Origin of the sequence: Brevibacillus sp. SKDU10 (assembly GCF_001645205.1) — a bacterium.
Classification (GTDB): Bacteria; Bacillota; Bacilli; order Brevibacillales; family Brevibacillaceae; genus Brevibacillus_B; species Brevibacillus_B halotolerans.
The window spans coordinates 18,222-44,633 of sequence record NZ_LSSO01000134.1 but is presented as its reverse complement, the minus strand read 5'-3'; the positions used below and the strand labels follow the sequence as shown (position 1 = coordinate 44,633).

Below are 26,412 nucleotides of genomic sequence, written 5' to 3'. Positions count from 1 at the left end.
GAGTAGCATGGCATTGCTAGAAGCGAGACATTTAACCAAGAAATTCGGTGGTCTGGTAGCTAATGAAGACGTGTCGATTGATATTGAAAAAGGAAGCATCACGGCAGTCATCGGTCCAAATGGGGCAGGTAAAACCACCTTTTTTAATATGGTGACAGGCTTTTACGAGCCAGACGAGGGGGATGTTGTACTAAATGGAAAGAGCATTAAAGGCCTTCAACCTGATCAAATAGCAACCCAAGGCATTACACGGACGTTTCAAAATGTCAGACTGTTCAAACAAATGACAGCGTTAGAGAACGTAATGATTGGGCAGCATGGACGTCTCCAAGCAGGTCTTCTGGGAATTTTGTTTCATTCAAAACGAGTGCGGGAAGAAGAGGAACGAGCACGGATTGAAGCTTATCAAATTCTTGAATATGTAGGGATTGAACAGATTGCTAATGAAACCGCGGGAAGCTTGCCGTATGGATTGCAGCGCCGGCTAGAGATCGCTAGGGCCTTAGCTACGAACCCTCAGATCATTTTGTTAGATGAGCCAGCGGCAGGAATGAATCCAAGAGAGACGGTGGAAATGACAGACTTCATACGCCAGCTCAAACGCGAATTAGAATTAACCATTATTTTAATCGAACATGATATGAAGCTGGTTATGGGACTGTCCGAGTATATTCATGTTCTGGATTACGGAAGGAAGATTGCGGAGGGTACTCCAGACGATATCAGAACAAATCCAAAGGTAATTGAGGCGTATCTGGGCAAGAGCGCAACAGAAGCTTCGTAGGAGGGAAGAGCGATGGCATTATTGGAATTGAAGGAGGTTCATACCTATTACGGTGGCATCCATGCGTTAAAAGGTCTAAGTATTACGGTAGAGCAGGGAGAAGTTGTAACTCTTATAGGCTCTAATGGAGCTGGAAAATCAACTACCTTAAAAGCCATATGTGGTCAAGTACGTACCAAAGAAGGCCAAGTGTTATTGAACGGGCAAGCAATTACCGGTAAAAAACCGCATGATATCTCAGCATTAGGAATTGCCCATGTTCCGGAGGGAAGGCGGATATTTCCAAAATTGACTGTTAAGGAAAATTTGGAGATGGGGGCCTTTTCTATCAAGGATAAAAAAGTGATGGAAGAGGGTATCGAACGAGCCTTTCATTATTTTCCACGCTTAAAAGAACGAGTATCTCAAAAAGGTGGCACGATGTCAGGCGGTGAACAGCAAATGCTGGCTATCGCTCGTGGATTAATGATGAAGCCCAAAATCCTGATGTTAGATGAGCCATCTATGGGGTTAGCTCCCATTTTAGTTGAGCAAATCTTCGAGATCATCACGGAATTAAATCAAGAGGGTATGACCATCCTGTTGGTAGAACAGAATGCAAATCAGGCGCTTGCCATTGCACACCGAGGCTATGTCATCCAGACGGGTGAGATCATTTTGAAGGATGATGCAAAAAATCTGCTATCAGATCCTCAGGTGAGAGAGGCGTATTTGGCATAGAATAGCAACAAAAACCTTGAAATCTACTCTAGAATTCAAGGTTTTTGTTGTGTACAGGGCTTGCCCTTCATTAATGAATCGTATCTGTTTTCCAGACATCAATTTGATTGGAAAGGTTATCCCAAATGGTTGGGTCCTCTAGTCCCAAGCGCCAAAGGGCTATCCCAGCCAGATCATATTTCTCAATTAAATCTAGCTTGGAGCGGGTGCTAAAAGAGTTTTCAAACCAAACGATGTGCATATTCCCGTCTTCATCCATGTATTGCATATGGGGGGAGAGGCGTTCCTGATCCCAATTAAGAGTGGCTCCGTGGATTTTGCTTAGCTCCATAAGGCTTTTATAGGATTGATACTCGGCTTTTTCACCGCTGCTGTTCCAATTCCAACCATACCCAGCAACCCCAAGTAAGATTTTTTGAGCAGGAACCCCCTGTGAGAGTGCATAGCGCACCGTATCTTCAACCCATTGAATGGAGGCAACAGGTCCTGGTTTGGTTCGCGGATTATGCTCGTCATAGGCCATGATCACCAAGCGATCAGCGTAGCGACCCAGTAGCTTATAATCAAACCAAGGAGACCATGCATTGGAACGTTCATCGCCTGTATTAGCAGGAACACAGACTGTGACGGTCTTGCCATACCGGTGCATCAATTGCGTTACATTTTTTACCAACTGAGTGAATGCAAACTTGTCTTCTAGATATAGATTTTCAATGTCCAAATTAACGCCGTCATAGCCCATGGAAAGCACTTCACGTTCTAAATTACGCAAAAAATAACGCTGATTCTTAGGATTGCGCAAGATATCTCGCGCAACATCCTTTCCTTTTTGGATAGAACCATAGAACAGATTATGAACTAACAGATAGACTTGAACTTGATTGGCATGTGCCCGATCTATGATCTTTTGCTGCTCTTCTTTTGAAAGGGTTGTTTTTAAATATCCAGGATTTTTATCATCCAGCTTATACCAAAAGGGTACGATTGTACTAAGCTGTTCATGCTGAGCTGATAAGGTCGGAAGAGATCCAGGATAAGGTTCCTCCGATTCTGTATAAAACCCAATCATCTCTCTGGGTCTGGTGCTAGAAATTACGTTTTGTATAGTAGGAGTCTCATGAACGGATGCAAAGTGGGGAGAAGTATTTCGAGCAGAGGTAGCAGATTTATTTTGATACGGTGAACCGGATTGACAAGAAGCTACCAGCATAGAGCTAATCACCAACAACAAGATGAAGACGCGTGAGAAGAGACGTGGCATTTCTTCTCTCCTTTCTTAGTCATAAAGGTAGTTTTATCCTGATTGTTAGTTTTAACATGTGGCAATTGACAAAAAGTTATACACGTTACTTGCGAGAATAGGCTCATGCTGGAAGAGCTTAAAAAACGGTAACCGGGAAATTTCCTCCCGATTACCGTTTTGTTATCCTAAATGAGATTGCTTTTGCGGCAAGGTCGCAATAAACATAACCCCCTGCTGCTCAGAAATATTTTTAGCCGTAATCGATCCTCCATGCGCTTCCAGAACAGCACGTGCAATAGCGAGACCTAAGCCGTGCTTACCCGTTTTCCCTTTGCGGAAACGTTGGAATAAATAAGGCATGACGCTTTCCTCAATAGGCGGACCGTCATTAGAAATAGCGATTTCGATTTGTTCTTGTACCACTTTGGCTGTGATGGTGATTGTGGTTTTGGCGTATCGTAGCTGATTTTCCACAATATTAGTAAAAGCACTGTAAAGCTGTTCACCATCGCCCTTCATTGGCAGGGTTTCCGGTATCTCAATCTGCCATGCTAAATGTGGGTGCAGAAGATGATAGCGTTGATGTAGCAGTCCTATCATTTCTGTTAAGTCTAATGAAGTAAAGGTCATCATTTTATCAACTGATTCTACTTTGGTTAAATACAAGAGTTGTTCAACCACAGTCTCCAAACGGTTGCTTTCCTCCATAATAATGGACAAGCCTTTTTGGGCCTCAGCACCTTGAAAAACGCCGTCTATCAAGCCTTGTGCATAGCCTTGAATCGCCATAATTGGCGTTTTTAATTCATGGGAAATATTTTGCACAAAGTGTTGCTGAGATTCGTCATGATCCTTCAATTGCTTTTTCATCATGTCAAAGGAGCGAGCCAACTGACCGATCTCATCCTTGCGATCAACCATTAGCGGAATGTCAAATTGACGGCGCGCAATCTTTTGGCAGGATTCTTCTAAACGGCGTAAGGGGGTACTCAAATACCCGCTAAACCAACCAGCTAATAACAAGCTGACAAAGATAAAAAAGGCAAAAATAATGAAGAATCTTTTGGTAAGCATGTTATTGATTTGAATGATTTCGTTTTCCTTTGTAAATATCACGAGGTAATAAGGGAATCCAAAATAATCCATTTTTTGGCTTACCATCAAGAAATTTTCATTATCCCACTCGGTGCTTCCTTTATAAGGGGTTGAGCCTTTGTGAGCAGAAGCTTCTTTAAAAAGTCCAGCTGCAACCTTCAATGGAACGCCTTTCTTGGGCAGATGCTGGAACCCGATTAGTTGACCATCTGTACTAAACACCATCATCTGAAAAGAATAGTTATAGTCTTGTAACAATAACCTCAGCATTTGTGGAGAGGTGAAAGCTGGCAGCGGTACAAGCTCGTGCTTTTGCGTAAAGGAGATTTTCTCTGACACCTTCTCAATTTCATCTTCAAGCAATGAATACGTATTATCCAGTAGAATCTGCTTTAAGGTATAAGGATAAAGAATGGCTACACTTGCCCCAAGCAAGATTGTCAAGGATAAAAACAGTAAAAAAATCTGTTTGGCTAACGGCATGTTCTGTAACGAAAATTTTCCTATCATTTCGTCATCCGGTAACCAAAGCCATATACCGTCTCCAATGGAAAATCAGGCATCTTTTTACGAATGCGTTTTACCAGATCATCCACAGCTCGATCTGATCCGATATAGTCATCGCCCCAAACAGCGGTAAGGATTTGCTCGCGCTGCAAAGCTTGGCCCTGATTTTTTATAAAGTAAAGCACCAAATCAAACTCTTTTGTCGTTAAATCAATCATTTGCTCGTTTTCCTTAACCAATCTGCCTTTTTCTGAAATGAAATAGGAAGAGACATTTATCCAGTCCTCATACACTGCCGGAGATTGGGCAGTTGTTGTTACAGATCGTCCAGTCTTTTCATAGGTGCGATGCAACAAACGCTGTGTGCGAATGACTAGCTCACGAGGCAAAAAGGGCTTTGCCAAATAGTCATCGCTGCCTAGCTCTAGCCCGATAATTTTATCAATATCCTGATCCCGAGCAGAAATGAACATGATCGGAACGTCTTCCCACTTATTTCGGATTAGTCTAAGAAGCTCGTATCCATCTATATCAGGCAACATAATATCAAGAATCCATAAGTGCGGTTTGGTATCGTCAAGAACAGCTAGAACCTCTTCTCCGCTCTGAAAGGTTTTTACTTCAAAACCTGCCCGGACAAGATAGGAGCGCAATAGCTCTAGCAAATTCGTTTCATCATCAACCAGATAAACCAGATAAGGTGTGGTCTGAGTCATGGTCACCCTTCCTTTCTATCTATCATAGTACCATAGCTTGCATAAAAACATGTGGGAACCAAATAGAAGGAATGTGGGAAAGTTGTGGCAGGAATTATGCGGAACTTGCTCGAAAAATAGTAGGGACAAAAAAGGAGTGAGGCATATATGACACATTTCTGGAAGTATGCGGTTGTCGTTGTGACAGCATCAGCCTTATTGGCATCATGTAACCCGTTAGCAAATAAAGAACAACCACCGCAAACAAATCCGGTGACGCCACCAGTTTCTGAACCTTTACAAGAAAAGACATTTCCTTATACAGCTCCGCTAACAGGGATGGGGGTGGATGAGCGAATTGATCATCGTCCCGTAATGGTTATGATTAATAATCATCCAAAAGCTAGACCGCAATCTGGACTGGATAAAGCTGATATCGTGTACGAAGTGCTGTCGGAAGGTGAAGTGACACGCTTTTTAGCTATTTTTCACAGTCAAACTCCTAAAACGATTGGACCAGTAAGAAGTATTCGTCCGTACTTTATTAAATTGGGCAGAGGCTTAGATTCCATTCTGGTGCATGTAGGTGGAAGCCCGGATGCTCTTTCCATACTTAAAGGCGCAGATGACGATATTAATGAGATCAGCAACAGTACGTATTTCTGGAGGGAAAAATTCCGTTCCGCTCCTCATAATGTATATACCGATCTAAGCCGTATCGAAAAAGCGATGCAGGCGAAAAATATGCGTTTGACCTCTGATCTACCGTTTTTCCCCTTCCTGCCTAAAGATACCAAAATAGAGCAAGGACAGCCTGCGGCAGAAATTAAGGTCAAACCGCATCCGCAATACTCGCTTAGTTACAAATATGATGCGGATAAGGGGAAATATTTACGCTTTACACAAGGTGAGGTTCATAAGGATCTAACATCAGACAAACAACTTGAAATCACGAATGTACTGGTGATTTCAACTAAGCATAAGGTGCTGGATAATGAAGGCCGGCGTGAGGTCGATGTAAATGGCCCTGGGGAAGGTTATCTGTTCCAGCAAGGAAAAGCAAAACCAATCAAATGGGCAAGAAAGGATGGCGTTATTCGAGCATTTGAGGACGCTGCTCTAACGAAGGAAATCCCTTTGCTCCCGGGCAATACATGGGTAAACATCGTGCCGAATACACCAAGCCTAGACCAGCATCTTAGCTTTCAATAACCAAACTTTAGGAAACAGGTAAAATTGATAAACATCGTCTTGCACAGAGAAGTCTTTTGCTCTATCATGAAAGCAGAACTTTAGTACTTAAAAACTTTACAGAGAGAAAAAGTTCCCAAGACGATCACGGGGTGATTTTTCATGCAATTAGAGAAATTGAAGGGTAAGGGAATTGAACAACTTTTTGAATCAATCTTGTCCTTAAAAGACATGGAAGAATGCTATAAATTTTTTGATGATCTATGTACGGTAAATGAGATGCAGTCACTTGCTCAACGCTTGGAAGTGGCGCGCATGCTGCGTAAAGGATATACCTATAACCACATTGAATCGGAAACAGGTGCGAGTACAGCGACGATCTCTCGTGTTAAGCGATGCCTCAATTACGGTAATGATGGTTACCAACTGGCATTGGATCGGATCGGTAAATAAAGCGGAGGTATCAACGTGATTGAATTTAGCAACTGGCGACATGTTTTTAAACTGGACCCAGAAAAGCCTATTGATGACGATCAATTGGAGCAAATCTGCGAGTCAGGTACAGATGCGATTATTGTGGGGGGAACCCTTGGTGTCACATTTGACAACACGCTTGACCTAATGTCGCGTATTAGACGCTATGCTGTACCGTGCATGCTGGAGGTCTCCAATTTGCAGGCCATTGTTCCAGGCTTTGATGGATACTTTATCCCTATCGTTTTAAATGCAAGCAATCCAGATGTGATTTTCGCTCCGCATGTAGAGGCGCTAAGCTCACTGGGAAGCTATATACATTGGGATGATATTGTAGCGGAAGGGTATTTGGTGTTTAATCCGGATTCGGCGGTAGCTGAGGTAACCAACGCTCGTGCCATTTCGTCAAAAGCAGAAGCGAAGGCTTACGTGCAAACGGCTACGAAATTATGTCGTTTGCCAATCGTGTATATCGAATACAGCGGTACATATGGCGACCCGCAGATGGTTGAGGCCTGCAAAACAGCGTTGGATGAAGGACACCTCATGTATGGCGGCGGGATTACGGATGCAAGCCAAGCTCGTGAAATGGCAGCAATCGCTGATACAGTGGTTGTTGGCAATATCATCTATGATTCTCTGGAACAGGCTCTATCTACTGTTGCTGCGGTAAAAGAGACAGAGCGTCGTTTCTAGTTTAGTTTTACTCACACATGACTTACAGGAAACTCCTTGAGCCAATGCCGAGGAGTTTCTTTTCTTTCAGATAAAAAATGGAATAAAAAAGGAGTCTTTTTTCCTAAAAGAGTGAGTGGCATAACAGGGAAAGTTATGACAAAATAGGAACATATGCTTTCTTTTGGGACGAAGGAAAAGAAGCAAAATGAAAGGTGGCTTACGGCATGTTAACTCAAGATAATTTTTTCGCGGGTTTAAATCCTGAACAGAAAAAAGCAGTGGAGACCACAGAGGGACCAGTGCTGATTCTGGCAGGCGCAGGCAGTGGTAAAACCCGCGTTCTTACCCAACGAATTTCATATCTAGTTGGATATAAGCAGGTGTTTCCTTGGAGCATTCTTGCGATTACCTTTACGAATAAAGCGGCTCGTGAGATGAAAGAGCGTGTGGAAAGAATGGTTGGTCGGGATGCTGGAGCGGATGATATTTGGATTTCTACCTTCCATTCTCTGTGTGTACGCATTTTACGAAGAGATATAGATCGGATTAACATTAGCCGTAATTTTACCATTTTGGATGCAGGCGATCAGTTGACTGTGGTCAAGCAGTGTATGAAAGAACTAAATATTGATGTGAAAAAATTTGAACCACGGTCTATTTTAGGCGCAATTAGTGGAGCGAAGAACGAATTGCTTGATCCAAAGCGTTATGAGCAAGTAGCGGGAGATCAGTTCCAGCGCATTGTAGCACAAGTGTATGAGTTGTACATGAAGAAGTTGAAAACGAACCAATCGCTTGATTTTGATGACCTAATCATGACGACGATTCGTTTATTTAAAGAAGTGCCGGAAGTGTTGGAATTCTATCAGCGCAAGTTCAAATATATCCATGTAGATGAGTATCAGGATACAAACCGAGCCCAATATATGCTGATTAGCATGCTTGCCGACATGCACAAAAACATTTGCTGTGTGGGTGATGCAGACCAGAGTATTTATAAATGGCGCGGTGCTGATATTTCGATCATTCTTAACTTTGAGAAGGAATATCCTCATGCGAAATTAATAAAGCTGGAGCAAAACTATCGCTCGACGAAAAATATCTTAGAAGCAGCTAACCACGTCATTAAAAATAATAAGAACCGCAAAGAGAAAAATCTTTGGACCAACAAAGAAGCAGGAGACAAAATTTATTGCTATCAGGCTGAATCAGAGCATGACGAAGCCTACTTTGTTGTGGATATGATTCGAGAACAACTGAAAACCTATAAACGATACGACAAATTTGCCATTTTATATCGTACGAATGCCCAGTCGCGTGTACTGGAGGATGTGTTGGTTAAATCGACTATTCCTTATACCATTGTCGGAGGCACGAAGTTCTACGATCGCAAGGAGATTAAAGACGTACTAGCTTATTTGCGCTTAGTATCCAATCCTGACGATGATATCAGCTTGACCCGTATTATTAATGTACCAAAGCGTAATATAGGGGATACTACGGTAGAAAAGCTGCAAGCCTATGCCAGCGCACATGGTTTGACACTCTTTCAAGCCACCCAGGAAGTAGCGTATATGGGGCTTGCCTCTCGAACAACCAATGCTATTTTAGCCTTCTCGGATATGATAAAAAACCTGATGCAGATGGTGGATTATTTAAGTGTAACCGAGCTTGTTGAAGAAATCTTGAAGCAATCGGGCTATCGTGAATCGTTAAAAGAGGATAAATCACTAGAAGCAGCGGCTCGCTTAGAAAACATCGACGAGTTTCTGTCTGTTACGCAAGAATTTGAGAAAAAGAGCGAGGATAAAACCTTGCTGGCTTTTCTAACTGACCTAGCATTGGTGGCAGATATTGATTCACTTGGCAATGATGATACAGAGGAAGCGGTACCAGATGATGGACAAGTCGTGCTAATGACCTTGCACAGCGCTAAGGGCTTGGAGTTTCCTGTTGTCTTCCTAGTGGGTATGGAGGAAGGAGTTTTCCCTCATAGTCGTGCTCTGTTTGATGACAGTGAAATGGAAGAGGAACGACGTCTGGCTTATGTGGGAATTACTCGTGCCGAACAAAAATTATTTATGACACGAGCAAGAATGCGTACGCTATATGGACGTACAAATATGAATATGCAATCCCGCTTTTTCAATGAAATGCCAGAGGAACTACTTACTGGTGACCTCGGTTCAGGCGGTGGGTCTGAAGGTGGTTTTGGTTCAAGTGGCGTCTTCGGCTCAGGCTCAGGATTGGGCGCTGGCCGCAAAGGTCAAACTGGTCGATTTGGAGCAGGAGGACGTACAGGGGGTACATTTGGACGTTCCCCTAAACCTACAGAATCAACTGTCTCAATGCAGCCAAGCGCATTTCGTGGCTTGAACCAGGCAACAAAATTGCCGGCACACGGAGCAGCCTCACAAACAGATTGGAAGGTAGGAGATAAGGCTAAGCATGGTAAATGGGGAACAGGAACAGTGGTTAGTGTTAAAGGTGCAGGTGACAACACCGAGCTGGATATTGCCTTCCCTAGCCCAGTAGGAATTAAGAAATTACTTGCTAAGTTTGCTCCTATTGAAAAAGGTTGATTTTGAACGAACGGAAAGGATGAAGAGATACGTGGATCGTGTTGCTGCAGAACAACAAATTGCCAAACTAAAGAAACGGATTGAAGAGGAAAGCCGTCATTATTATACAGAGGATAATCCGCAGATTACGGACCAGGAATATGATCAAATGATGCGTGAATTGCAAGATCTGGAGGACCAATGGCCGGATATGGTTACTCCTGATTCTCCTACCCAGCGTGTCGGAGGTATGCCATTGCCTTTTTTTGAAAAGGTTGTGCATAAAACACCGATGTTAAGTCTTGGGAATGCTTTTGATGAGGATGATTTACGCGATTTTGATCGTCGTGTGCGTCAGGGCTTAGGAAACCAAACTGTTCGCTATGTCTGCGAATTAAAAATTGATGGGCTAGCTGTCTCTCTTCGTTATGAAAACGGACTTTTCGTAAAGGGAGCAACACGTGGAGACGGGACTACCGGGGAGGATATCACCCAAAACCTGAAAACGATTCGCTCTATTCCGTTGCGTTTACCAGAACCAATTACCATGGAGGTTCGCGGAGAGGCCTTTATGTCAAAAATTGCTTTTGACCGCTTGAATAAAGAACGGGCGGAGCGGGAAGAAGCATTATTTGCTAATCCGCGCAACTCAGCGGCAGGCTCCTTGCGTCAGCTAGATCCTAAGATTGCAGCCTCTCGCTCTCTTTCCACGTTTATTTATCAGATCGGTGAAGTAGAAGGGCGTCAGATTGATTCTCACAGTGAGGGCCTTACTTTCTTAGAACGGCTAGGCTTTTCGGTGAATCAGGAACGCCGTACCTTTGATGACATAGAAGAAGTGATTGAATTTGTGCAAAGCTGGACGCTCAAACGCCCAGAGCTCTCTTATGAGATTGATGGTATGGTGATTAAGGTAGATAGCTTTGCTCAGCAACAGGAACTTGGCTTTACAGCGAAGAGTCCACGCTGGGCGATTGCTTATAAATTCCCGGCTGAAGAGGCCGTGACACAGTTAAAGGATATTGAGGTGTCAGTTGGGCGTACCGGAGTGGTGACACCTACAGCGTTGCTTCAGCCTGTCATCTTAGCTGGAACTGAGGTAAAACGAGCATCTTTACACAATGAAGACATTATTATGAAAAAAGGACTACTCTTAGGTGATTACGTGCTTGTAAAAAAAGCAGGTGACATTATACCTGAGATTGTAGAAGTGTTAAAGGAACGACGCACGGGAGAAGAACGTCCATTTATGATGCCAACTCACTGCCCGGAGTGTGCGAGCGAATTGGTTCGTCTACCGGATGAAGTGGCATTGCGTTGTATTAATCCAGAATGTCCAGCCGTTATTCGTGAAGGAATGTCTCACTTTGTATCCCGGCAAGCGATGAATTTAGATGGACTTGGAGAGAAAGTGGTAGCTTCACTATTTGCCGCAGGTCTCATTACAAGCGTCGCCGATTTATATTATCTGCACGATAAGCGGGAACAACTGTTACAATTAGAGCGAATGGGTGAGAAATCTGTCGATAAGATGCTACAAGCAATTGAAGCTAGCAAGGAAAATTCTGTGGAGCGCCTACTTTTCGGATTAGGAATTCGATTGGTGGGAGCCAAAGCAGCGAAGGTACTTGCTGAGCAATTCGGTGACATTGATCATATCATGCAGGCGACAGCAGAAGAACTGATCGCTATTGACGAGATCGGTCCCAAAATGGCTGAAAGTATCTTAACCTATTTCTCCATGCCGCAAGTACAGGAATTGATTGAGAAGCTCAAGAATGCTGGCGTGAACATGAAATATAAAGGTGTTCGTGTCCAAGCAGGTGAGGACCTTCCCTTCTCAGGTAAAACAGTAGTCTTAACCGGTACACTGACGCAATTAACACGGCAGGAGGCAGAGGAAAAGATTGCTATGCTTGGCGGCAAAGTAACAGGGAGCGTTAGTAAAAAAACCGATCTCGTAATTGCTGGCGAAAAAGCAGGCTCCAAATTAGAAAAAGCTGAAAAATTGGGTATAACTGTACTGGATGAAGAGGCATTTTTAGCGCTATTATCATAGGTGGGCTGAGGAGATATTAAGCAAAGGTGTGAAGGTGATGGATAGATTCACGCTTAAACAGATGGGAGCAAGCATTAGTGTGCTCCTTTTGCTCAGCGGTTGTGCTACTGCAACACATAAGTCAGTTGAAACAGAAATCGTAGATGCGGGCCAGACGATGGAAGAACCGGTTGTGAAACAATCGGTGAAATTGGCTCAGATCACAGGTGAACTGACGTACCAGGATGTGTTGCAAAAAGGGGACAGTATCAATTCATTGGCCCTAGATCAAGGGGGAGAACAAGTCTGGCTGGCAACGCATGCGGGACTCTATGCATCTGCCGATCATGGATTATGGGGAGCAGTTGCAGAAGAGTTGGAACAGGCGGATGTCAAGACGATCTTTTTTGATCCGAAGAAGCCGAAACAGATATATGTAGCCGGCGCAAAGGTTTGCAAGGTATCCAAGGATGGAGGTAAATCCTGGAAACGGATAGAGGGAGGATTGCCACAAGGGTATGACATTCAATCTCTAATTGGAGTTCCAACCGATAAAGGGACATTCCTCTATGCATTTGTGAACCGTGAAGGCGTATATGAATCAACAGATGCCGGTGCGAATTGGCATTTACGATTCCCTATTGATTCAGTAGAAGGGTATGATTTGGATTATGTACCCAGTGAGCAAAAATTGTACGTACTCACTCAAAACGAACTGTTATCAATAGATATACATGATGGCGATTGGCAGGTTGAATGGCGAGAAAGCGATTCGCACATTTACTCAATTGCAGCAAATAAATCTACAGACACCCTATATGCAGCAAGTGATAAAGGTATTTTAATTAAGGCTGGCAAGGAGTGGACTCTCCTATCCTCAGACCTTCCAGAAAAACTGATTAATATCTCCTACGGTACAGCCGATACACCTATCATCGGAATTGGAGAATCAGCCCAAATCTATAGATACAGCCAAGAAAAGTGGAAAAAGTGGGAGTAACAAGTAAGGAGTTTGCAATATGAAAACGAAAAGAAAGCTTGTACGTTGTCTTTGCATCCTGATAGCTTGTTCGGTGCTGTTGTCAGCATGTTCATTGTTACCGGGAAAGAAGGATAGCGCGGATCCGGTAGCGCCTGCCGTGTCTTCTGTTTTACAGGTGGACGAAAATTACTACGGCAGCGCCGCCATGCCTTATCAAAAGAACCAAACACGAGGCATGCTTAGCTCTAATCCTAAATATCGCATTGATTTTAGTCACTTAGAGTACGGCATGATGGAAATTGCAAAAGAAAGCTTTTCTCCGAGTTCGTACTTGTTTCAGGAAGGCCAGCGAATCTCCCGCAAGCAGGTAACCACTTGGATTGAATGGGAAAAGAAGAACCCGGAAGGTTTAAATCCGGATAAAGCCAATAAATTGCTTGTCAATGTGCTGGAGCATAATTATCTGGATAAAAAAGACCAAAAGCTGGCGGGTATAGTCTTAGGTCTATCTTTATCCCCCATTTATCAAGATCCGTCTGGTTTGGAAAAACGGTTAAGTGTGGACGAGCTCCGGTCGAAGGGGCAACAAATCGCTGCCAAAATCGTCATGAAGGTAAGAGCGGAGAATCCACAGATACCGCTTGTTGTAGCGATGTATCAAGTGCCAGAATCAAGCTCTAACCTAGTACCGGGTAATTTTATCATGTCTGGTATCGTGAATGCGAATGACAGCAGTGTTGCGAAATGGCAGCCCATCAATGAAGAATATTTCCTGCTGCCAGGGGATGCGGCATACAGTAAGTATCCACAGGCCTCCTTGCAATTCGAGAAATTGATGAAGCAGGGACAGAGCTTCTTCCAGGAATTTGTGGGAATGACAGGTACGGCACGCTTCTTAAATGGGGATTTGACAGAATTGACCATCAATGCAACCGCAGAGTATGATTCTCGGACAGAAGTAATTCAGTTCACACAGATGATTGCTCAAGCAATAGATCAATATATAGATAAAAGGGTTCATGTAAACTTTTATGTTCAGTCCATCAATCAACCATTAGCAATTTATGTGCGACCGGCTGATGGAAAATCGTACATGCATATCTATCGAAATTAACACATGTGTACAAACGGAGTGAGACACCAATTAGACAGAACTGTTCAATTGGTGTCTTTTTTCGTACGTTTTTACAGAATTATAAAGAATGGCATATATCTTGCATAGATTATTTGGTGTAACAAGTTGATCATGGAAGATGAAGTAGGAGGCGAACCTAAGTGCAAGTAGAATTCAAAAATGAACCGTTCGTTAATTTTAATCTGCCTGAAAATAAGCAAGCATTTCAAGCCGCTATGGATAAAGTTGAAAGCGAACTTGGACGTGAATATGATCTCATCATTGGTGGAGAACGTATCAAAACGGAGAAGAAAAGCCGTTCCATGAACCCTTCCCAAAAAGATGAATGCATCGGGGTTGTTTCTCAAGCTGACCAAGAATTAGCAGAGAAAGCCATTCAAGTAGCAGCCAAAACCTTTGAAACCTGGAAACGTGTTGCTCCTACTGCTCGTTCTCGCTATTTGTACAAGGCAGCAGCTATCCTGCGCCGTCGTAAACATGAATTTTCAGCTTGGTTGGTAAAGGAATCAGGCAAAAGCTGGCCTGAGGCTGATGCTGATACAGCAGAAGCAATCGATTTCATGGAATACTATGCAAGACAAATGGATCAATTAGGTCAGCGACATTCACTGCCGCGCATTCCTGGTGAAGATAATGAGTTGTACTATATTCCATTGGGTGTAGGAATCGTTATTCCTCCATGGAATTTCCCGCTTGCTATTATGGTAGGCATGACCACGGCAGCGTTGGTAACAGGAAATACCGTTGTTTTGAAGCCAGCTTCTACTACTCCGGTCATTGCAGCTAAGTTCATGGAGATTCTTGATGAGGCAGGCGTTCCTGCTGGTGTTGTTAACTTTGTGCCAGGCAGCGGAAGCGAAATCGGTGATTATTTAGTAGAACATACATTGACTCGTTTCATTTCATTTACAGGCTCCCGTGATGTAGGTCTGCGTATTAATGAGCTGGCGGCCAAACACCGTCCAGGTCAAAAATGGATGAAGCGTTTAGTGGCCGAAATGGGCGGCAAGGACTCGATTATTGTTGATAACGATGCTGATCTGGAATTAGCCGCACAAGCGATTACAGCATCTGCGTTTGGCTTCTCTGGTCAAAAATGCTCGGCTTGCTCCCGCGCAATCATTCATGCAGATGTATACGACGAGGTACTGGCGCGTGTTGTTGAGCGTACAAAAGCATTAACAGTAGGAAATGTCAGCAACCCTGAGTTCTATACAGGTCCAGTGGTGGATGAAAAAGCATATAATAAAATTTTGGAATATATCGAGATCGGAAAACAAGAGGGTAAATTAATGGCTGGTGGAGCAAAAGGGCCGGAGGAAGGCTACTATATTATGCCAACTGTATTTGCTGACGTGGCTCCAGATGCTCGAATTATGCAGGAGGAAATCTTTGGCCCGTTTGTGGCTTTCTGCAAAGCTAATGATTTTGATCATGCTTTGGAAATCGCTAACAATACAGAATATGGACTAACTGGTTCTGTTATCAGCCGAAATCGTGCTCATTTAGAACGCGCACGTGAGGAGTTTCATGTAGGCAATTTGTATTTCAACCGTAAATGTACAGGTGCACTAGTAGGTGTACATCCATTCGGCGGCTTCAACATGTCAGGAACGGACTCCAAAGCAGGCGGTCCTGATTACCTCCTGCTATTTACACAAGCAAAATTAGTGTCTGAATTATTATAAGCATCCTGACAAAAAGAGGGGGCCTTCAGTAGATAAACTACTTGGGCTACCCTCTTTATTTATGAGTAAGATCGAAAACGAGTTAACTAGATGTAGGCAGGATAGCTTGGCTGCAGCTACTGTCCAAGACATGATCGAGCCAAGCTATGCTACTTGAAAGCATCTGATTTGAATCAAAGTGCAGATAACGTTATACCGGAAAAGAATTATGATATATACTGTTCGTACAGATAGTAAAAGGAATCTATCTTGCCAAACCTTAAGTTTATTTTAGCTAATAAGGCTAGTCCTTTTAGCAAATAACGCTGGGATTTGTACTCATTAAAGTAATGTAGGGCTTCTTCTAAATGTGACAGCGCCTCAGAGCCTTTTCCCATTTCACATAAGATAGAAGCATAGACTAACTTGGCCTCTGCATATGCATGTTCATTTATTGAATGCTCAAAGATTTCTAAGCATAGCTGGCTAGCCTCCTCATAGCGTAGCAAGCCTTTGAGGATATTAGCATGTTCAATCTTTGATTCAATCAGTTTCGCATGGTCTTGAGGGGAGTGAAGCGCCATAGCCCGCGTGATATATTCATGTGCTAGCTGATAATGCTTTTGCTCGGTATAAATGACGGCTAAATTGTTGTAAATATTAGCCTCTAAAGCAAGAGAAGGAGAGATTTTTAGAATATCTAACGATTTTTCGTAGTAGCGCTGGGCTACTTCGTACTGCTTTAAAATTTGATGGCAAACTCCTAATAATAAATAAATGGACTCCATCCGATATATGGCGCGTAGGCTTTTGCATATCTGTTCCGCTTGCCTAAGATGTTCGATTGCCGAATGGATTTCACCCATGGAGACGTGCATATAGCCAGCAGCATGTAACAGGGTAATATGTAATAAGCCATTAATTTGGTAACGGTTGGTTAATTGCATGGCTTCGTTTAAATAGGGAAGGGCTTTATCTGCTTTCTTCGTCTTGCAATAATGAAAGCCCAATGAAGTAAGGATACGTACTTGCCACTCATATTTATCAAGTTCACGGGCAATTTTAATGCTTTCTTGAAAGAGGGATTCCGCAATATCGAAATGACTTCTATTCTCCGATAAGACAGCTTTCGACCAGAGATACATACACGTTTGCTCAAGACTCATTTCAGCGCCTTCTAATTTATTGAACCATTTTTGGGCGATCTCCCAATCCTGTGTATCAATGCTATTTACCAGATGGCGAAAGTTATTTTCAATTTCAATTTTGGTAAAGGCTGGTTTGACAGTTGGAGTAAAAATAGTGGAGAGATCGGTCTGTAACTTCTTAGCTAGTTCTTCCAGGATTTCAGGAGACGGAACGACATCTCCTTTTTCTATTTGGCTAATATAACTGCGATTGCAAATACCTTCAGCTAGCTCACCTTGGGTTAGGCCTAGCTTCTTACGATATTCTCGAATTCCTTTTCCGATTTGATTGCTCACCTTACCTCACCCTTTTTGTCAGAATTATTCTATTGTTTATTATACAAGAATTTTCACTATTTTTACATTTCTTATCCTTGATCTTCATATTCTTTTTGTTAACTTAATCGACAAATATGATGAACCGTCAGTTTTTGTAAAAAATGCTTGAATGATAACCGATTTGCTCCATTTTTTAAATTTTTACAAATATCTTTCGATAGAACTATGAAATTCTTGCATCTATGGTACGATAAGTATGGTATATAAATAAGGAATCATACTTTATACCTGTTTTCTTGTGCATGAAATACATAGAATCTAGGTAAGCCGATCTGGATTGGCTCCGCACAGCACGACCTACAAAACTATAGATCCGTTGGCTGTTGGGATTGTACTATTTAATTTGTTATCGTCAGAGGCGTTCTGTATGACATCATATTCCTCTGGTGGTGTAGGGAAAAGGAGAGCTGCGGGAATGATCAATAGGTTGATCAATGGAACAATTGATGTAGTACGAAATACGTTGACAAACAAAGAGGGATTTATGATCTTCCTTTTATGGGACCATCTTTGGCTGTCAATCATCTACTCATGGTTTACAGGTATATCCATGTGGAACCTTACATCGGTAGGACTCATTGTGACATTGCTTGTGTCACCCTGGTATTTTATCAAGAAGGATAGCATTTGGTTGCGTTATTTGGTTGCAGTAGGATTTGTCTTTTATTCACTATCCTTTGATCATTTTACACCATATCCAGAAATGGCGATCCTGCCAATCGTAGTGTTGGCATTGATGTCTGCTTATTTAGATTATAAGGTAGTGTTATTTACAGGTCTTTTGTATATAGCTTCTATGCTAATTGGTTATCAAACAGATTGGTATACCTTATTTAAAAGTGAGCATGATCTTATTAATCTGGGTCTTCGTCTTGTTGGTGTCGTATTCACTACAATTGTTTCGATATATTTATGCTTGTCGGGGCGTGCATCCTTGCAGTGTGTAGAAGAGGCTCGTCAGGAAGCAGAGGTGAAAGAAGCTCAGCTAACCGAGCTATTGTCCCGCGTCTCAACTATGATAGAGAACCTGGATGCGACCTCTAACCAAGTGAATGAAAATGCTGATATCACGAAGCAAAACACGGATGAAATGCTGGTTGCCTTTAAAGAAGTGGCAACAGGCATGGAACAGCAGGCACAGTCCACTGTGAAGGTGGAAGAGGATATTCAGTCCATTGATCATGAAATAAAGAAAGTAAATGAACAAGCAAATGAAATGAAAGAGGAAGCCTTGCGCAATAATCGACGTCTTTCTGAAGGCATTGATATGATGACTGATCTTACAGCTCAAATGCAACATATTGTCAGTACGGTCGATATGGCGTCAAATACGATTCATAAGTTAAATCAACAGGCTGGCCAGGTAGAAGCTATTGTGGAGACGATTAATCAAATTGCTACACAAACCAACCTTCTAGCCCTAAATGCTGCTATTGAATCAGCGCGTGCAGGCGAACATGGTCGAGGCTTTGGTGTAGTGGCAGATGAAGTTCGTAAGCTGGCAGAGCAGAGCGCAACGGCTACACAACAGATCGCTAGAATTTTGGAAGCGCTGCATCAGGATACACAAACCGCTGTAGTTCATATGAAAGAGGGCGAAAGCTCTGTTTCCAAGGGGCAGGAACTAGCCAATAAGACAGTTGAATCCATGGAAAAAGTGCGTACAGGAATGGCGGGCTTTATGGGCTCAGTTGAACTGGTACAGGTCAGCATGGTGCAAGTAAAGCAACGATCTAGCGAGGTAACAAATGAAGTTTCGAATATTACCTCCATCACGGAGGAATCTGTAGCTAGTTTAGAGCAGCTATTCGCTTCGGCTGAGACACAGCGTGATAAAATCAGCAGTATTACGGAGGAAATTCACCAATTAAACGAGCTTTCACACTCTTTACGTCAGTCTTTGCATTAAGGCTCATGCAGAAGGCCTCTGCTAGTATTTGCGGGGAGCCTCCTGTCGTGGTAGAGTAGCAATGTATACCATGAGTAGGAGAGGTCTTATGAAGAAACGTGTGTTTCAAGGGCTAATAAACAAACTTCCGCAAAACGTAATGTCCAGACAAATGGGAAAAGTGGCTAGCTCCCGTTTCAGCCGTTTTGCCATCCAAAAATATATCAATCATTATCAGATTGACGTGTCGGAAATTGAAAAGCCTGTTCGTGAGTATCGCTCGTTAAAGGAATTTTTTACACGCCGCCTGAAACCTGAAGCGAGACCTATCGATATGGATGCTGAGATAGTCAGTCCCGTTGATGGGAAAGTATCCCAGATGGGAGATATTCAACAAGGAACACTCATCCAAGCAAAGGGTAAAACGTATACGGTCAGCCAATTGCTAGGCAATGATGAACATATGGCATGCCGCTTCAATGGTGGCTCCTTTATGACCATCTATTTAAGTCCGCGTGACTATCATCGCATTCATATGCCAGTTGAAGGCAAGCTGTTTAAATACTCCTACCTGCCAGGGAAGCTTTACCCTGTGAACAATATGGGAGTTGAGCATGTTGAACAGCTTTTTGCACGAAATGAAAGACTGATCACTTATGTTCAGAGTAAGGCATGTGGAAATGTAGCGGTGGTAAAGGTGGGAGCATTATTTGTAGGTAGCGTAAAAGTAACGTATAATACGCAAACCACGAACGTAAAAAAAGGAAAACAAGTTTGTGAAGCGATTGGTGGCACTCCCCTCTTTGAAAAAGGAAGAGAACTAGGCTGGTTTGAATTCGGTTCCACCGTTATTTTGCTGTTTGAAAAAAGCAAGATGAATTGGGCAGAAGGAATTCAAGAAGGCAGTGTGCTAAAAATGGGGCAAAAAATCGCAAGTAGCGTAACTGTAGAATAAGAACACGTAAAAAAATCCTTTTTGCTGCTTATCTTGATGATAGGTGGGGGCAGAAGGGATTTTTTGTGTTTTTCTATAGATATAGAGGTGATAGAGTTGGAGGCCCTGGTCGTTTGCAGCATACAGTCAGCCTAGTTTGTAATAGGACGAGGAGCGAGGCTCTTACTAAGCGAAATTGTTCCATAATTTGCTGAGGCAATTTTTATTCGATATACTGGAAGATACATATATCGTTTTGGCTTTCGAGTAACGACATAATATGGCAGGAACAGATTTCAGAGACGAAATCGACCAAATAAGATTACACATCGAGAAAAGGAGAGTTAATAAGCTATGGAGATCATTTGGCATGATATTAAGGACATTACGTCACCATTAATCCCTCAAGCATTAGAATTGTACGAGCAAATGTTTACCGAAGATCTACGTGAGCCTAATGAGATATTGTTAAAAGGGCTAACGGATAAAGGCCCAACAGCACCAGATGCTTTTCATCTATTAGTAGGAACCAATGAGAATCAACAAGTGGTGGCTGTTAGTACATTTCATTACCTAGCAGCATGGAATCTCGGATTTATTGTATATATGATGGTGAATCCTGCTATTCAAAGCGGTGGTGTAGGTAGTAAAATGATGGATAAAATTGAGAAAATTCTGCAAGAGGATGCCCGTAAGCATGGTGCTGAACTGACTGGTTTTATACTGGAGACAGAGCGTGAAGAGGATGCACATGATGAGGAAGAACAGATATTGACTCAGCGCCGATTGCGGTTCTTCAGCCGAAATGGCTTGGTACCTGTGAAAGGTGTTCCTTACAAGCAGCCACCGTTATGGGAGAATACGAAAGAGGTTCCACTACATTTACTAGTAAAATGGACAAAGGATACGGATGGATTCTTACAAAAAGAATGGTATCGTTTTGTTCAAGATGTATATAAGGAAAAATACGGAAAAATAAATAACGTAAAAGCCGAAATTTTGCATGAAATGGAAGCTGAATTACTTGCTAATCTTCAAGTTTAGCAAAATACTACCATTAAATTAAGATAATCTTAAGGTTTGTGTAAGATTGATGAAAGAGTAACCATGTATCATTGTACATGTAGGGACGGCACGAGAGATTAGGTAAGAGATTGCATTATCTTGCGTGCCTCCTCAACAACAATTAGATGAAGTGGTGTTGAACATGGGTGTACCGATGCACGCTAAAGCTCAGACAACTGAATACTATGAGGATCGCGAATTCCATGAATTGTATGATGAGTTTTTTGACCGCGTAAATCGTTATTTGCGTTGCCGCGTACATAATACCTGGGATGCCGACGATTTGACGACTGTTGTATTTATTAAGGCTTTGGAAAAATTCCAACAATATAGCCGTACAAGTCCGTTCGCCGGATGGATTTTTAGTATAGCCCATCATACATTTATTGATTTTTGTCGTAAAAAGAAAGAATTACCGATGGATCATACGGAGTTCTTTGAGAGCAGTATTGATAATACATGGAATCCGGAGGAACATGCTCTCTCAAATGAAGAGACGCTCCTTCTTCGTGAAACATTAGAAAAGCTGACACGCGACCAGCGTGATGTTTTGTCCTTGCGTTATTTCGGCGATCTTCGCATTGCACAAGTGGCTGACATTCTAGGAAAAACAGAAGCAAGCGTTAAAACAATTTCCCACCGTGGATTAAAAGAGTTACGTAAATTATATACAGGAAAAAAGCTGAAATAGGAGACTCATAGGCAGGGTCTTCTATTTTTTTATCAATTTTGCTGGGGTTGGGCAAAACTTTTACTATAGAAGTTCTAGGGACTATCGGCTTTATCATAAGGCACTATTTTATGTTACAATAATTGAATATAAATCAAATCCGGCTTCTAGCGATAAACGTTACTAAAAGATGAATAGGGAGTGCCTCTCTAAGCATCATATATGAATGAAGAAAGTGGAGGGACTATCTTTGTCAGAAATTGCAATTATAACAGATAGCACCAGTTATATTCCAAAAGAGCTCCAAGATGAATTACAAATTACAGTAGTGCCTCTGCAAGTGGTTTATGGAAACAAAGCGTATCGCGAAGAAGTAGAATTAACGGAGGCTGATTTTTACTCAAAGCTAAAAACGAGTGACCAGTTGCCGACGACATCTCAGCCACCTGTAGGCGAGTTTGTGGAAGCCTATATGAAATTATCCAAAACTCATAAGCGAGCAATTGCTATCCATATGTCTAGTGGTATTAGTGGCACCTATCAGGGCGCGGTAACAGCGACCACGATGGTTGATGATTTTCCTGTTGATGTCATTGATTCTGAGATTACTACATATGCATTGGGTGCTGTTGTCGTGGAAGCAGCTAGAATGGCACAAGCTGGTAAATCACGAGAAGAGATTCTTGAGCGTATCGAATACATACGTACGCAAATGAAAACGTACTTTTTAGTTGAGGATTTAGATTTCTTGTACCGCGGAGGTCGCTTGTCAGCGGCTCAATTGATGCTGGGCAATATGCTTAAAATCAAACCGATTCTAACGTTTGAGAATAAAAAGATTGTTCCATATCAAAAAGTCAGAACACGTGCCAAAGCCAAGGCCGGGATTATGGAATTATTTGAGGCAGAGGCCAAAGCAGGCAAACCTATACAGCTTTCCATCATCCAAGCGCAGGTTCAAGAAGAGGCAGAGGAATGGAAGGTTTACATTGAAGCGACCTATCCACATGTAACGGTTAAAATCAGTCATTTTGGACCAGTTATTGCCACTCATGTGGGTCCTGGAGCCATTGGATTAACTTGGTATAATAAATAAGGATGCCATAATGCCGTTTTGCTGAAAGGAGAGCAAACGGCGTTTTTTTAACAGTTCGGAAATGCTCAAGGATAGTCGGAACCTCTTTTATGCTTTAATGATAAAAGGAAAAAATGGGAGGTCAAATTGACTAACCTTGGATTTTTCAAGTAATATCAATGTTATGTAGAAACGTACAACTAGGACATTTGGAGGTGGACAATAGATGAGTAGGATTTCCCGACAAGAAGTTGAGCACGTGGCTAAACTGGCTCGACTACGTTTAACAGAGGAAGAAGCAGAGCGCTACACGCGTGAATTAGATGCGATTTTAGACTTTGCTGCACAATTAAACGAATTGGATACGACCAATGTGAAGCCGACTAGTCATGCATTTGACGTACGTAACGTTATGCGCCCTGACGTAAACCGTCCTTCCGTATCCAATGAAGAAGCACTGCGCAATGCACCAGATCAAGAAGACGGACAGTTCAAGGTACCGGCTGTTTTTGAATAGGAGAGAAAGGGGGAGACATTGTGTCCCTATTTGATAAACGCTTAGCTGATATACATAGCGAGCTAAAAAAGAAAGAGCTATCTGTTACAGATTTGGCTAATGAATCGCTTGCACGTATCCGTGAAGTGGACAAGGATGTACAAGCGACTTTGCTCGTTGACGAGGAAGCTGCTCTTAGCCAAGCAAGAGCTTTGGATGAAAAGCTAGCTAAAGGAACGGAGGATCTCGGCCTCTTGTTCGGTCTACCGGCTGGTGTGAAGGATAATATCGTAACAAAAGGCTTACAAACAACATGCGCAAGCAAGCTGTTGTCTACCTATGATCCCATCTATGATGGAACCGTTAGTCAAAAGCTAAAGGAAGCTGACGCACTCGTATTTTCTAAATTAAACATGGATGAATTCGCGATGGGTGGTTCCAATGAAAACTCTGGCTTTTACCCAACTCGCAATCCGTGGAATTTAGAATATGTACCAGGCGGTTCTAGCGGTGGGTCTGCTGCTGCGATGGCTGCTCGTCAATTTTTCTTTACACTTGGATCGGATACAGGTGGCTCTATTCGTCAACCGGCTGCTTTCTGCGGAGTAGTTGGTCTGAAGCCAACTTATGGACGTGTATCCCGTTATGGCTTGGTATCATATGCATCGTCATTAGATCAGATCGGACCGTTGACGAAGAACGTAGAGGATTCAGCTTTTGTTTTACAGGCCATTGCAGGACATGATTCATACGACTCCACCTCGGCTGATGTTGAAGTCCCTGATTATCTATCTGCTCTGACAGGTGATGTCAAAGGCTTGCGCATTGCGGTACCAAAAGAGTTGCTTGGAGAAGGAATTGATCCACAGGTTCGCGACGCGGTATTAGCAGCCTTGAAGCAATTGGAAAGCATGGGTGCTGTTTGGAGCGAGGTATCAATGCCGCACACAAAATATGCCGTGCCAGCTTATTACCTATTAGCTTCATCAGAGGCTTCTTCTAACTTAGCGCGCTTTGATGGTGTTCGTTATGGCGTACGCGCTGATAACGCAGAAAATCTATTGGATTTATATATGGAATCTCGTAGCCAAGGCTTTGGTGCAGAGGTCAAACGCCGCATTATGCTGGGGACATATGCCTTGTCTTCTGGTTACTATGATGCTTTTTATAAAAAGGCACAACAAGTGCGTACTTTGATTATCCAAGACTTTGAAGAAATCTTTGCGAACTTTGATATTGTGTTGCATCCGACTACTCCTTGCCCAGCTTTTAAACTTGGTGAGAAAGTGGATGATCCGGTGCAAATGTTCCTAGAGGATATTTGTACGGTAACGGTTAACTTAGCTGGTCTGCCGGCTATTTCAGTTCCATGCGGATTCTCTGATAACGGGCTGCCAATTGGTTTGCAAATGATTGGGAAAGCCTTCGATGAAGCCACGATTCTACGTGCGGCACATGCGTACGAGCAATCAACTAATCTGTTCCCAAGCAAGCCACAATTGGGAAGGGAGGAAGTGTAACATGAGCCAAAAATTCGAAACGGTCATTGGTTTGGAGGTTCACGCTGAACTATCGACTAACAGTAAAATCTTCTGCGGTTGCAAAACCGAATTTGGTGCGCCGCCTAATACGCACACATGCCCTATTTGTTTAGGACATCCAGGTGTATTGCCTGTATTGAATCAACAAGCATTAGAGTTTGCGATAAAGGCTTCCTTAGCAATTAACTGTGAAATTTCACGTGATACAAAATTCGATCGTAAAAATTATTTTTATCCTGATCTTCCTAAAGCATATCAAATCTCGCAGTTTGACCAACCAGTGGGTAAGAACGGTTGGATTGATATTGAAGTGAATGGCAAAACCAAGCGCATTCGCATCAATCGTCTTCATTTAGAAGAAGATGCTGGTAAATTGACACACTGCGAATACGGAAGCGGTACGATGATGGACTACAACCGTGTAGGTGTGCCGTTAGTAGAGATTGTTACAGAGCCAGACATTAGTTCACCTGAAGAAGCAAAAGCTTATTTGGAGAAATTAAAAGCAATCATTCAATATACGGAAGTATCAGATGTAAAAATGGAGCAAGGCTCCCTGCGTTGTGATGCCAACGTATCAATTCGTCCTGTAGGAGAAACCAAATTAGGTACAAAAACGGAATTGAAAAATATGAACTCCTTCCGTAATGTACAGGCTGCCTTGGAATATGAAGTGAAACGTCAGGAAGAAGTAATCGAAAGCGGCGGAGAAATTAAGCAGGTAACGCTACGCTGGGATGATGCGAATAAGAAAACCATCGTAATGCGTTCTAAAGAAGAAGCGCATGATTACCGTTATTTCCCAGACCCTGATCTGGTGAATGTTACGATTACTGACGAATGGATTGACCGTATAAAAGCCTCTATCCCTGAATTGCCAGATGCTCGTCAGGCACGCTATGTTGAGCAATATGGACTGCCTGCATCTGACGCTGAAGTTATCACGATGACACGTGATTCAGCCGATTTCTTTGATGCCGCAGTGGCAACAGGCGCTGATCCAAAGACGGTTGCTAACTTTTTAATGGTAGATCTGTTTGGATATTTGAATGCAAACAATCTGGAGTTCTCAGACGTGAAAATGACGCCTGAGGGTTTAGGAGAAATGGTGAAGCTGATCGAAAAAGGAACCATTTCCATTAAAATTGCCAAGACAGTCTTTACAGAAATGCTGGAAACAGGCAAGGACCCAGCAACGATTGTTGAAGAAAAAGGATTGGTGCAAATAAGCGATGAGGGCGAACTAAAACGCATTGTCGATGAAATCATTGCAGCTAATCAGCAATCGGTAGAAGACTACAAAGCGGGTAAGAAGCAGGCAATTGGCTTCTTAGTAGGACAAGTTATGAAACAGACCAAAGGAAAAGCTAATCCAGGTGTGGTCAATAAATTATTGGTAGAATCACTAGAAGCATTGTAAACAACAAAAGCTCCTCTTTGCATCTGA

At 42.6% G+C, this 26,412-nt stretch carries 22 protein-coding genes; 18 read left to right on the top strand and 4 right to left on the bottom strand.

Translation table 11 applies throughout. The features are described 5' to 3' along the window. Positions 1–7: 7 nt before the first annotated feature. The gene (locus AYJ08_RS07595; protein ID WP_064017217.1) at positions 8–784 is read left to right on the top strand and encodes an ABC transporter ATP-binding protein; all 777 of its coding nucleotides are present in this window, start codon (positions 8–10) and stop codon (positions 782–784) included. Positions 785–796: 12 nt separating this feature from the next. After that, the gene (locus tag AYJ08_RS07590) at positions 797–1,504 is read left to right on the top strand and encodes an ABC transporter ATP-binding protein (protein WP_064017216.1); all 708 of its coding nucleotides are present in this window, start codon (positions 797–799) and stop codon (positions 1,502–1,504) included. Positions 1,505–1,574: 70 nt separating this feature from the next. Here AYJ08_RS07590 and AYJ08_RS07585 read toward each other — a convergent pair whose 3' ends face one another. The 3 genes from AYJ08_RS07585 to AYJ08_RS07575 all read right to left on the bottom strand — a co-directional run bounded on the left by AYJ08_RS07585 (position 1,575) and on the right by AYJ08_RS07575 (position 5,065). Then, the gene (locus AYJ08_RS07585; protein WP_064017215.1) at positions 1,575–2,765 is read right to left on the bottom strand and encodes a glycosyl hydrolase family 18 protein; all 1,191 of its coding nucleotides are present in this window, start codon (positions 2,763–2,765) and stop codon (positions 1,575–1,577) included. Positions 2,766–2,927: 162 nt separating this feature from the next. Beyond that, positions 2,928–4,352, bottom strand: a complete 1,425-nt coding sequence (locus AYJ08_RS07580) for a HAMP domain-containing sensor histidine kinase (RefSeq protein WP_064017214.1) — start codon at positions 4,350–4,352, stop codon at positions 2,928–2,930. Further along, positions 4,349–5,065 (bottom strand): response regulator transcription factor, encoded by a 717-nt coding sequence (locus tag AYJ08_RS07575; RefSeq protein WP_064017213.1) that lies wholly within the window; start codon positions 5,063–5,065, stop codon positions 4,349–4,351. Before AYJ08_RS07575 ends, AYJ08_RS07580 begins: the two co-directional genes overlap by 4 nt. A gap of 147 nt (positions 5,066–5,212) precedes the next feature. On the opposite strand from AYJ08_RS07575, the gene AYJ08_RS07570 reads away from it, so the two are divergent. From AYJ08_RS07570 to pruA, 8 genes are all read left to right on the top strand, one after another. Further along, a complete protein-coding gene (locus tag AYJ08_RS07570) occupies positions 5,213–6,256 on the top strand; it encodes a DUF3048 domain-containing protein (protein WP_064017212.1) in 1,044 nt (347 codons plus the stop codon). 141 nt (positions 6,257–6,397) lie between these two features. Then, positions 6,398–6,688 carry a YerC/YecD family TrpR-related protein gene (locus AYJ08_RS07565; RefSeq protein ID WP_003335673.1) on the top strand — a complete coding sequence of 97 codons (291 nt, stop codon included), beginning with the start codon at positions 6,398–6,400 and terminating at the stop codon, positions 6,686–6,688. 15 nt (positions 6,689–6,703) lie between these two features. Then, entirely contained in the window at positions 6,704–7,405 is a 702-nt protein-coding gene (gene pcrB / locus AYJ08_RS07560) for a heptaprenylglyceryl phosphate synthase (RefSeq protein ID WP_064017211.1), read from the top strand. A gap of 206 nt (positions 7,406–7,611) precedes the next feature. Then, positions 7,612–9,969 (top strand): DNA helicase PcrA, encoded by a 2,358-nt coding sequence (gene pcrA, locus AYJ08_RS07555; RefSeq protein ID WP_064017210.1) that lies wholly within the window; start codon positions 7,612–7,614, stop codon positions 9,967–9,969. A 31-nt stretch (positions 9,970–10,000) separates the two neighbouring features. Continuing rightward, positions 10,001–12,007 (top strand): NAD-dependent DNA ligase LigA, encoded by a 2,007-nt coding sequence (gene ligA, locus AYJ08_RS07550; protein WP_064017209.1) that lies wholly within the window; start codon positions 10,001–10,003, stop codon positions 12,005–12,007. A 37-nt stretch (positions 12,008–12,044) separates the two neighbouring features. Beyond that, a complete protein-coding gene (locus AYJ08_RS07545) occupies positions 12,045–12,986 on the top strand; it encodes a WD40/YVTN/BNR-like repeat-containing protein (RefSeq protein ID WP_064017241.1) in 942 nt (313 codons plus the stop codon). Between the two features lie 19 nt (positions 12,987–13,005). After that, positions 13,006–14,082 carry a CamS family sex pheromone protein gene (locus AYJ08_RS07540; RefSeq protein WP_064017208.1) on the top strand — a complete coding sequence of 359 codons (1,077 nt, stop codon included), beginning with the start codon at positions 13,006–13,008 and terminating at the stop codon, positions 14,080–14,082. 161 nt (positions 14,083–14,243) lie between these two features. After that, complete coding sequence (gene pruA / locus AYJ08_RS07535) at positions 14,244–15,791, top strand: L-glutamate gamma-semialdehyde dehydrogenase (protein ID WP_064017207.1); 1,548 nt, start codon at positions 14,244–14,246, stop codon at positions 15,789–15,791. Between the two features lie 206 nt (positions 15,792–15,997). Here pruA and AYJ08_RS07530 read toward each other — a convergent pair whose 3' ends face one another. After that, positions 15,998–17,254, bottom strand: coding sequence for a helix-turn-helix transcriptional regulator (locus tag AYJ08_RS07530; protein ID WP_064017206.1), 1,257 nt, complete (start codon positions 17,252–17,254; stop codon positions 15,998–16,000). 457 nt (positions 17,255–17,711) lie between these two features. Between AYJ08_RS07530 and AYJ08_RS07525 the strand changes: the two genes are divergently transcribed. The 8 genes from AYJ08_RS07525 to gatB all read left to right on the top strand — a co-directional run bounded on the left by AYJ08_RS07525 (position 17,712) and on the right by gatB (position 26,385). Next, positions 17,712–19,205, top strand: a complete 1,494-nt coding sequence (locus tag AYJ08_RS07525; protein ID WP_064017205.1) for a methyl-accepting chemotaxis protein — start codon at positions 17,712–17,714, stop codon at positions 19,203–19,205. Between the two features lie 88 nt (positions 19,206–19,293). After that, positions 19,294–20,139, top strand: coding sequence for an archaetidylserine decarboxylase (gene asd / locus AYJ08_RS07520; RefSeq protein ID WP_064017204.1), 846 nt, complete (start codon positions 19,294–19,296; stop codon positions 20,137–20,139). 333 nt (positions 20,140–20,472) lie between these two features. Next, entirely contained in the window at positions 20,473–21,162 is a 690-nt protein-coding gene (locus tag AYJ08_RS07515; RefSeq protein ID WP_031412066.1) for a GNAT family N-acetyltransferase, read from the top strand. Between the two features lie 163 nt (positions 21,163–21,325). Then, the gene (locus tag AYJ08_RS07510) at positions 21,326–21,874 is read left to right on the top strand and encodes an RNA polymerase sigma factor (RefSeq protein ID WP_031412065.1); all 549 of its coding nucleotides are present in this window, start codon (positions 21,326–21,328) and stop codon (positions 21,872–21,874) included. Positions 21,875–22,079: 205 nt separating this feature from the next. Further along, complete coding sequence (locus AYJ08_RS07505) at positions 22,080–22,949, top strand: DegV family protein (RefSeq protein WP_064017203.1); 870 nt, start codon at positions 22,080–22,082, stop codon at positions 22,947–22,949. A 205-nt stretch (positions 22,950–23,154) separates the two neighbouring features. Continuing rightward, entirely contained in the window at positions 23,155–23,445 is a 291-nt protein-coding gene (gatC, locus tag AYJ08_RS07500; RefSeq protein ID WP_064017202.1) for an Asp-tRNA(Asn)/Glu-tRNA(Gln) amidotransferase subunit GatC, read from the top strand. 20 nt (positions 23,446–23,465) lie between these two features. Beyond that, positions 23,466–24,944, top strand: coding sequence for an Asp-tRNA(Asn)/Glu-tRNA(Gln) amidotransferase subunit GatA (gene gatA / locus AYJ08_RS07495; RefSeq protein WP_064017201.1), 1,479 nt, complete (start codon positions 23,466–23,468; stop codon positions 24,942–24,944). A gap of 1 nt (position 24,945) precedes the next feature. Next, complete coding sequence (gene gatB / locus AYJ08_RS07490) at positions 24,946–26,385, top strand: Asp-tRNA(Asn)/Glu-tRNA(Gln) amidotransferase subunit GatB (RefSeq protein WP_064017200.1); 1,440 nt, start codon at positions 24,946–24,948, stop codon at positions 26,383–26,385. The last annotated feature ends 27 nt before the right edge of the window (positions 26,386–26,412 follow it).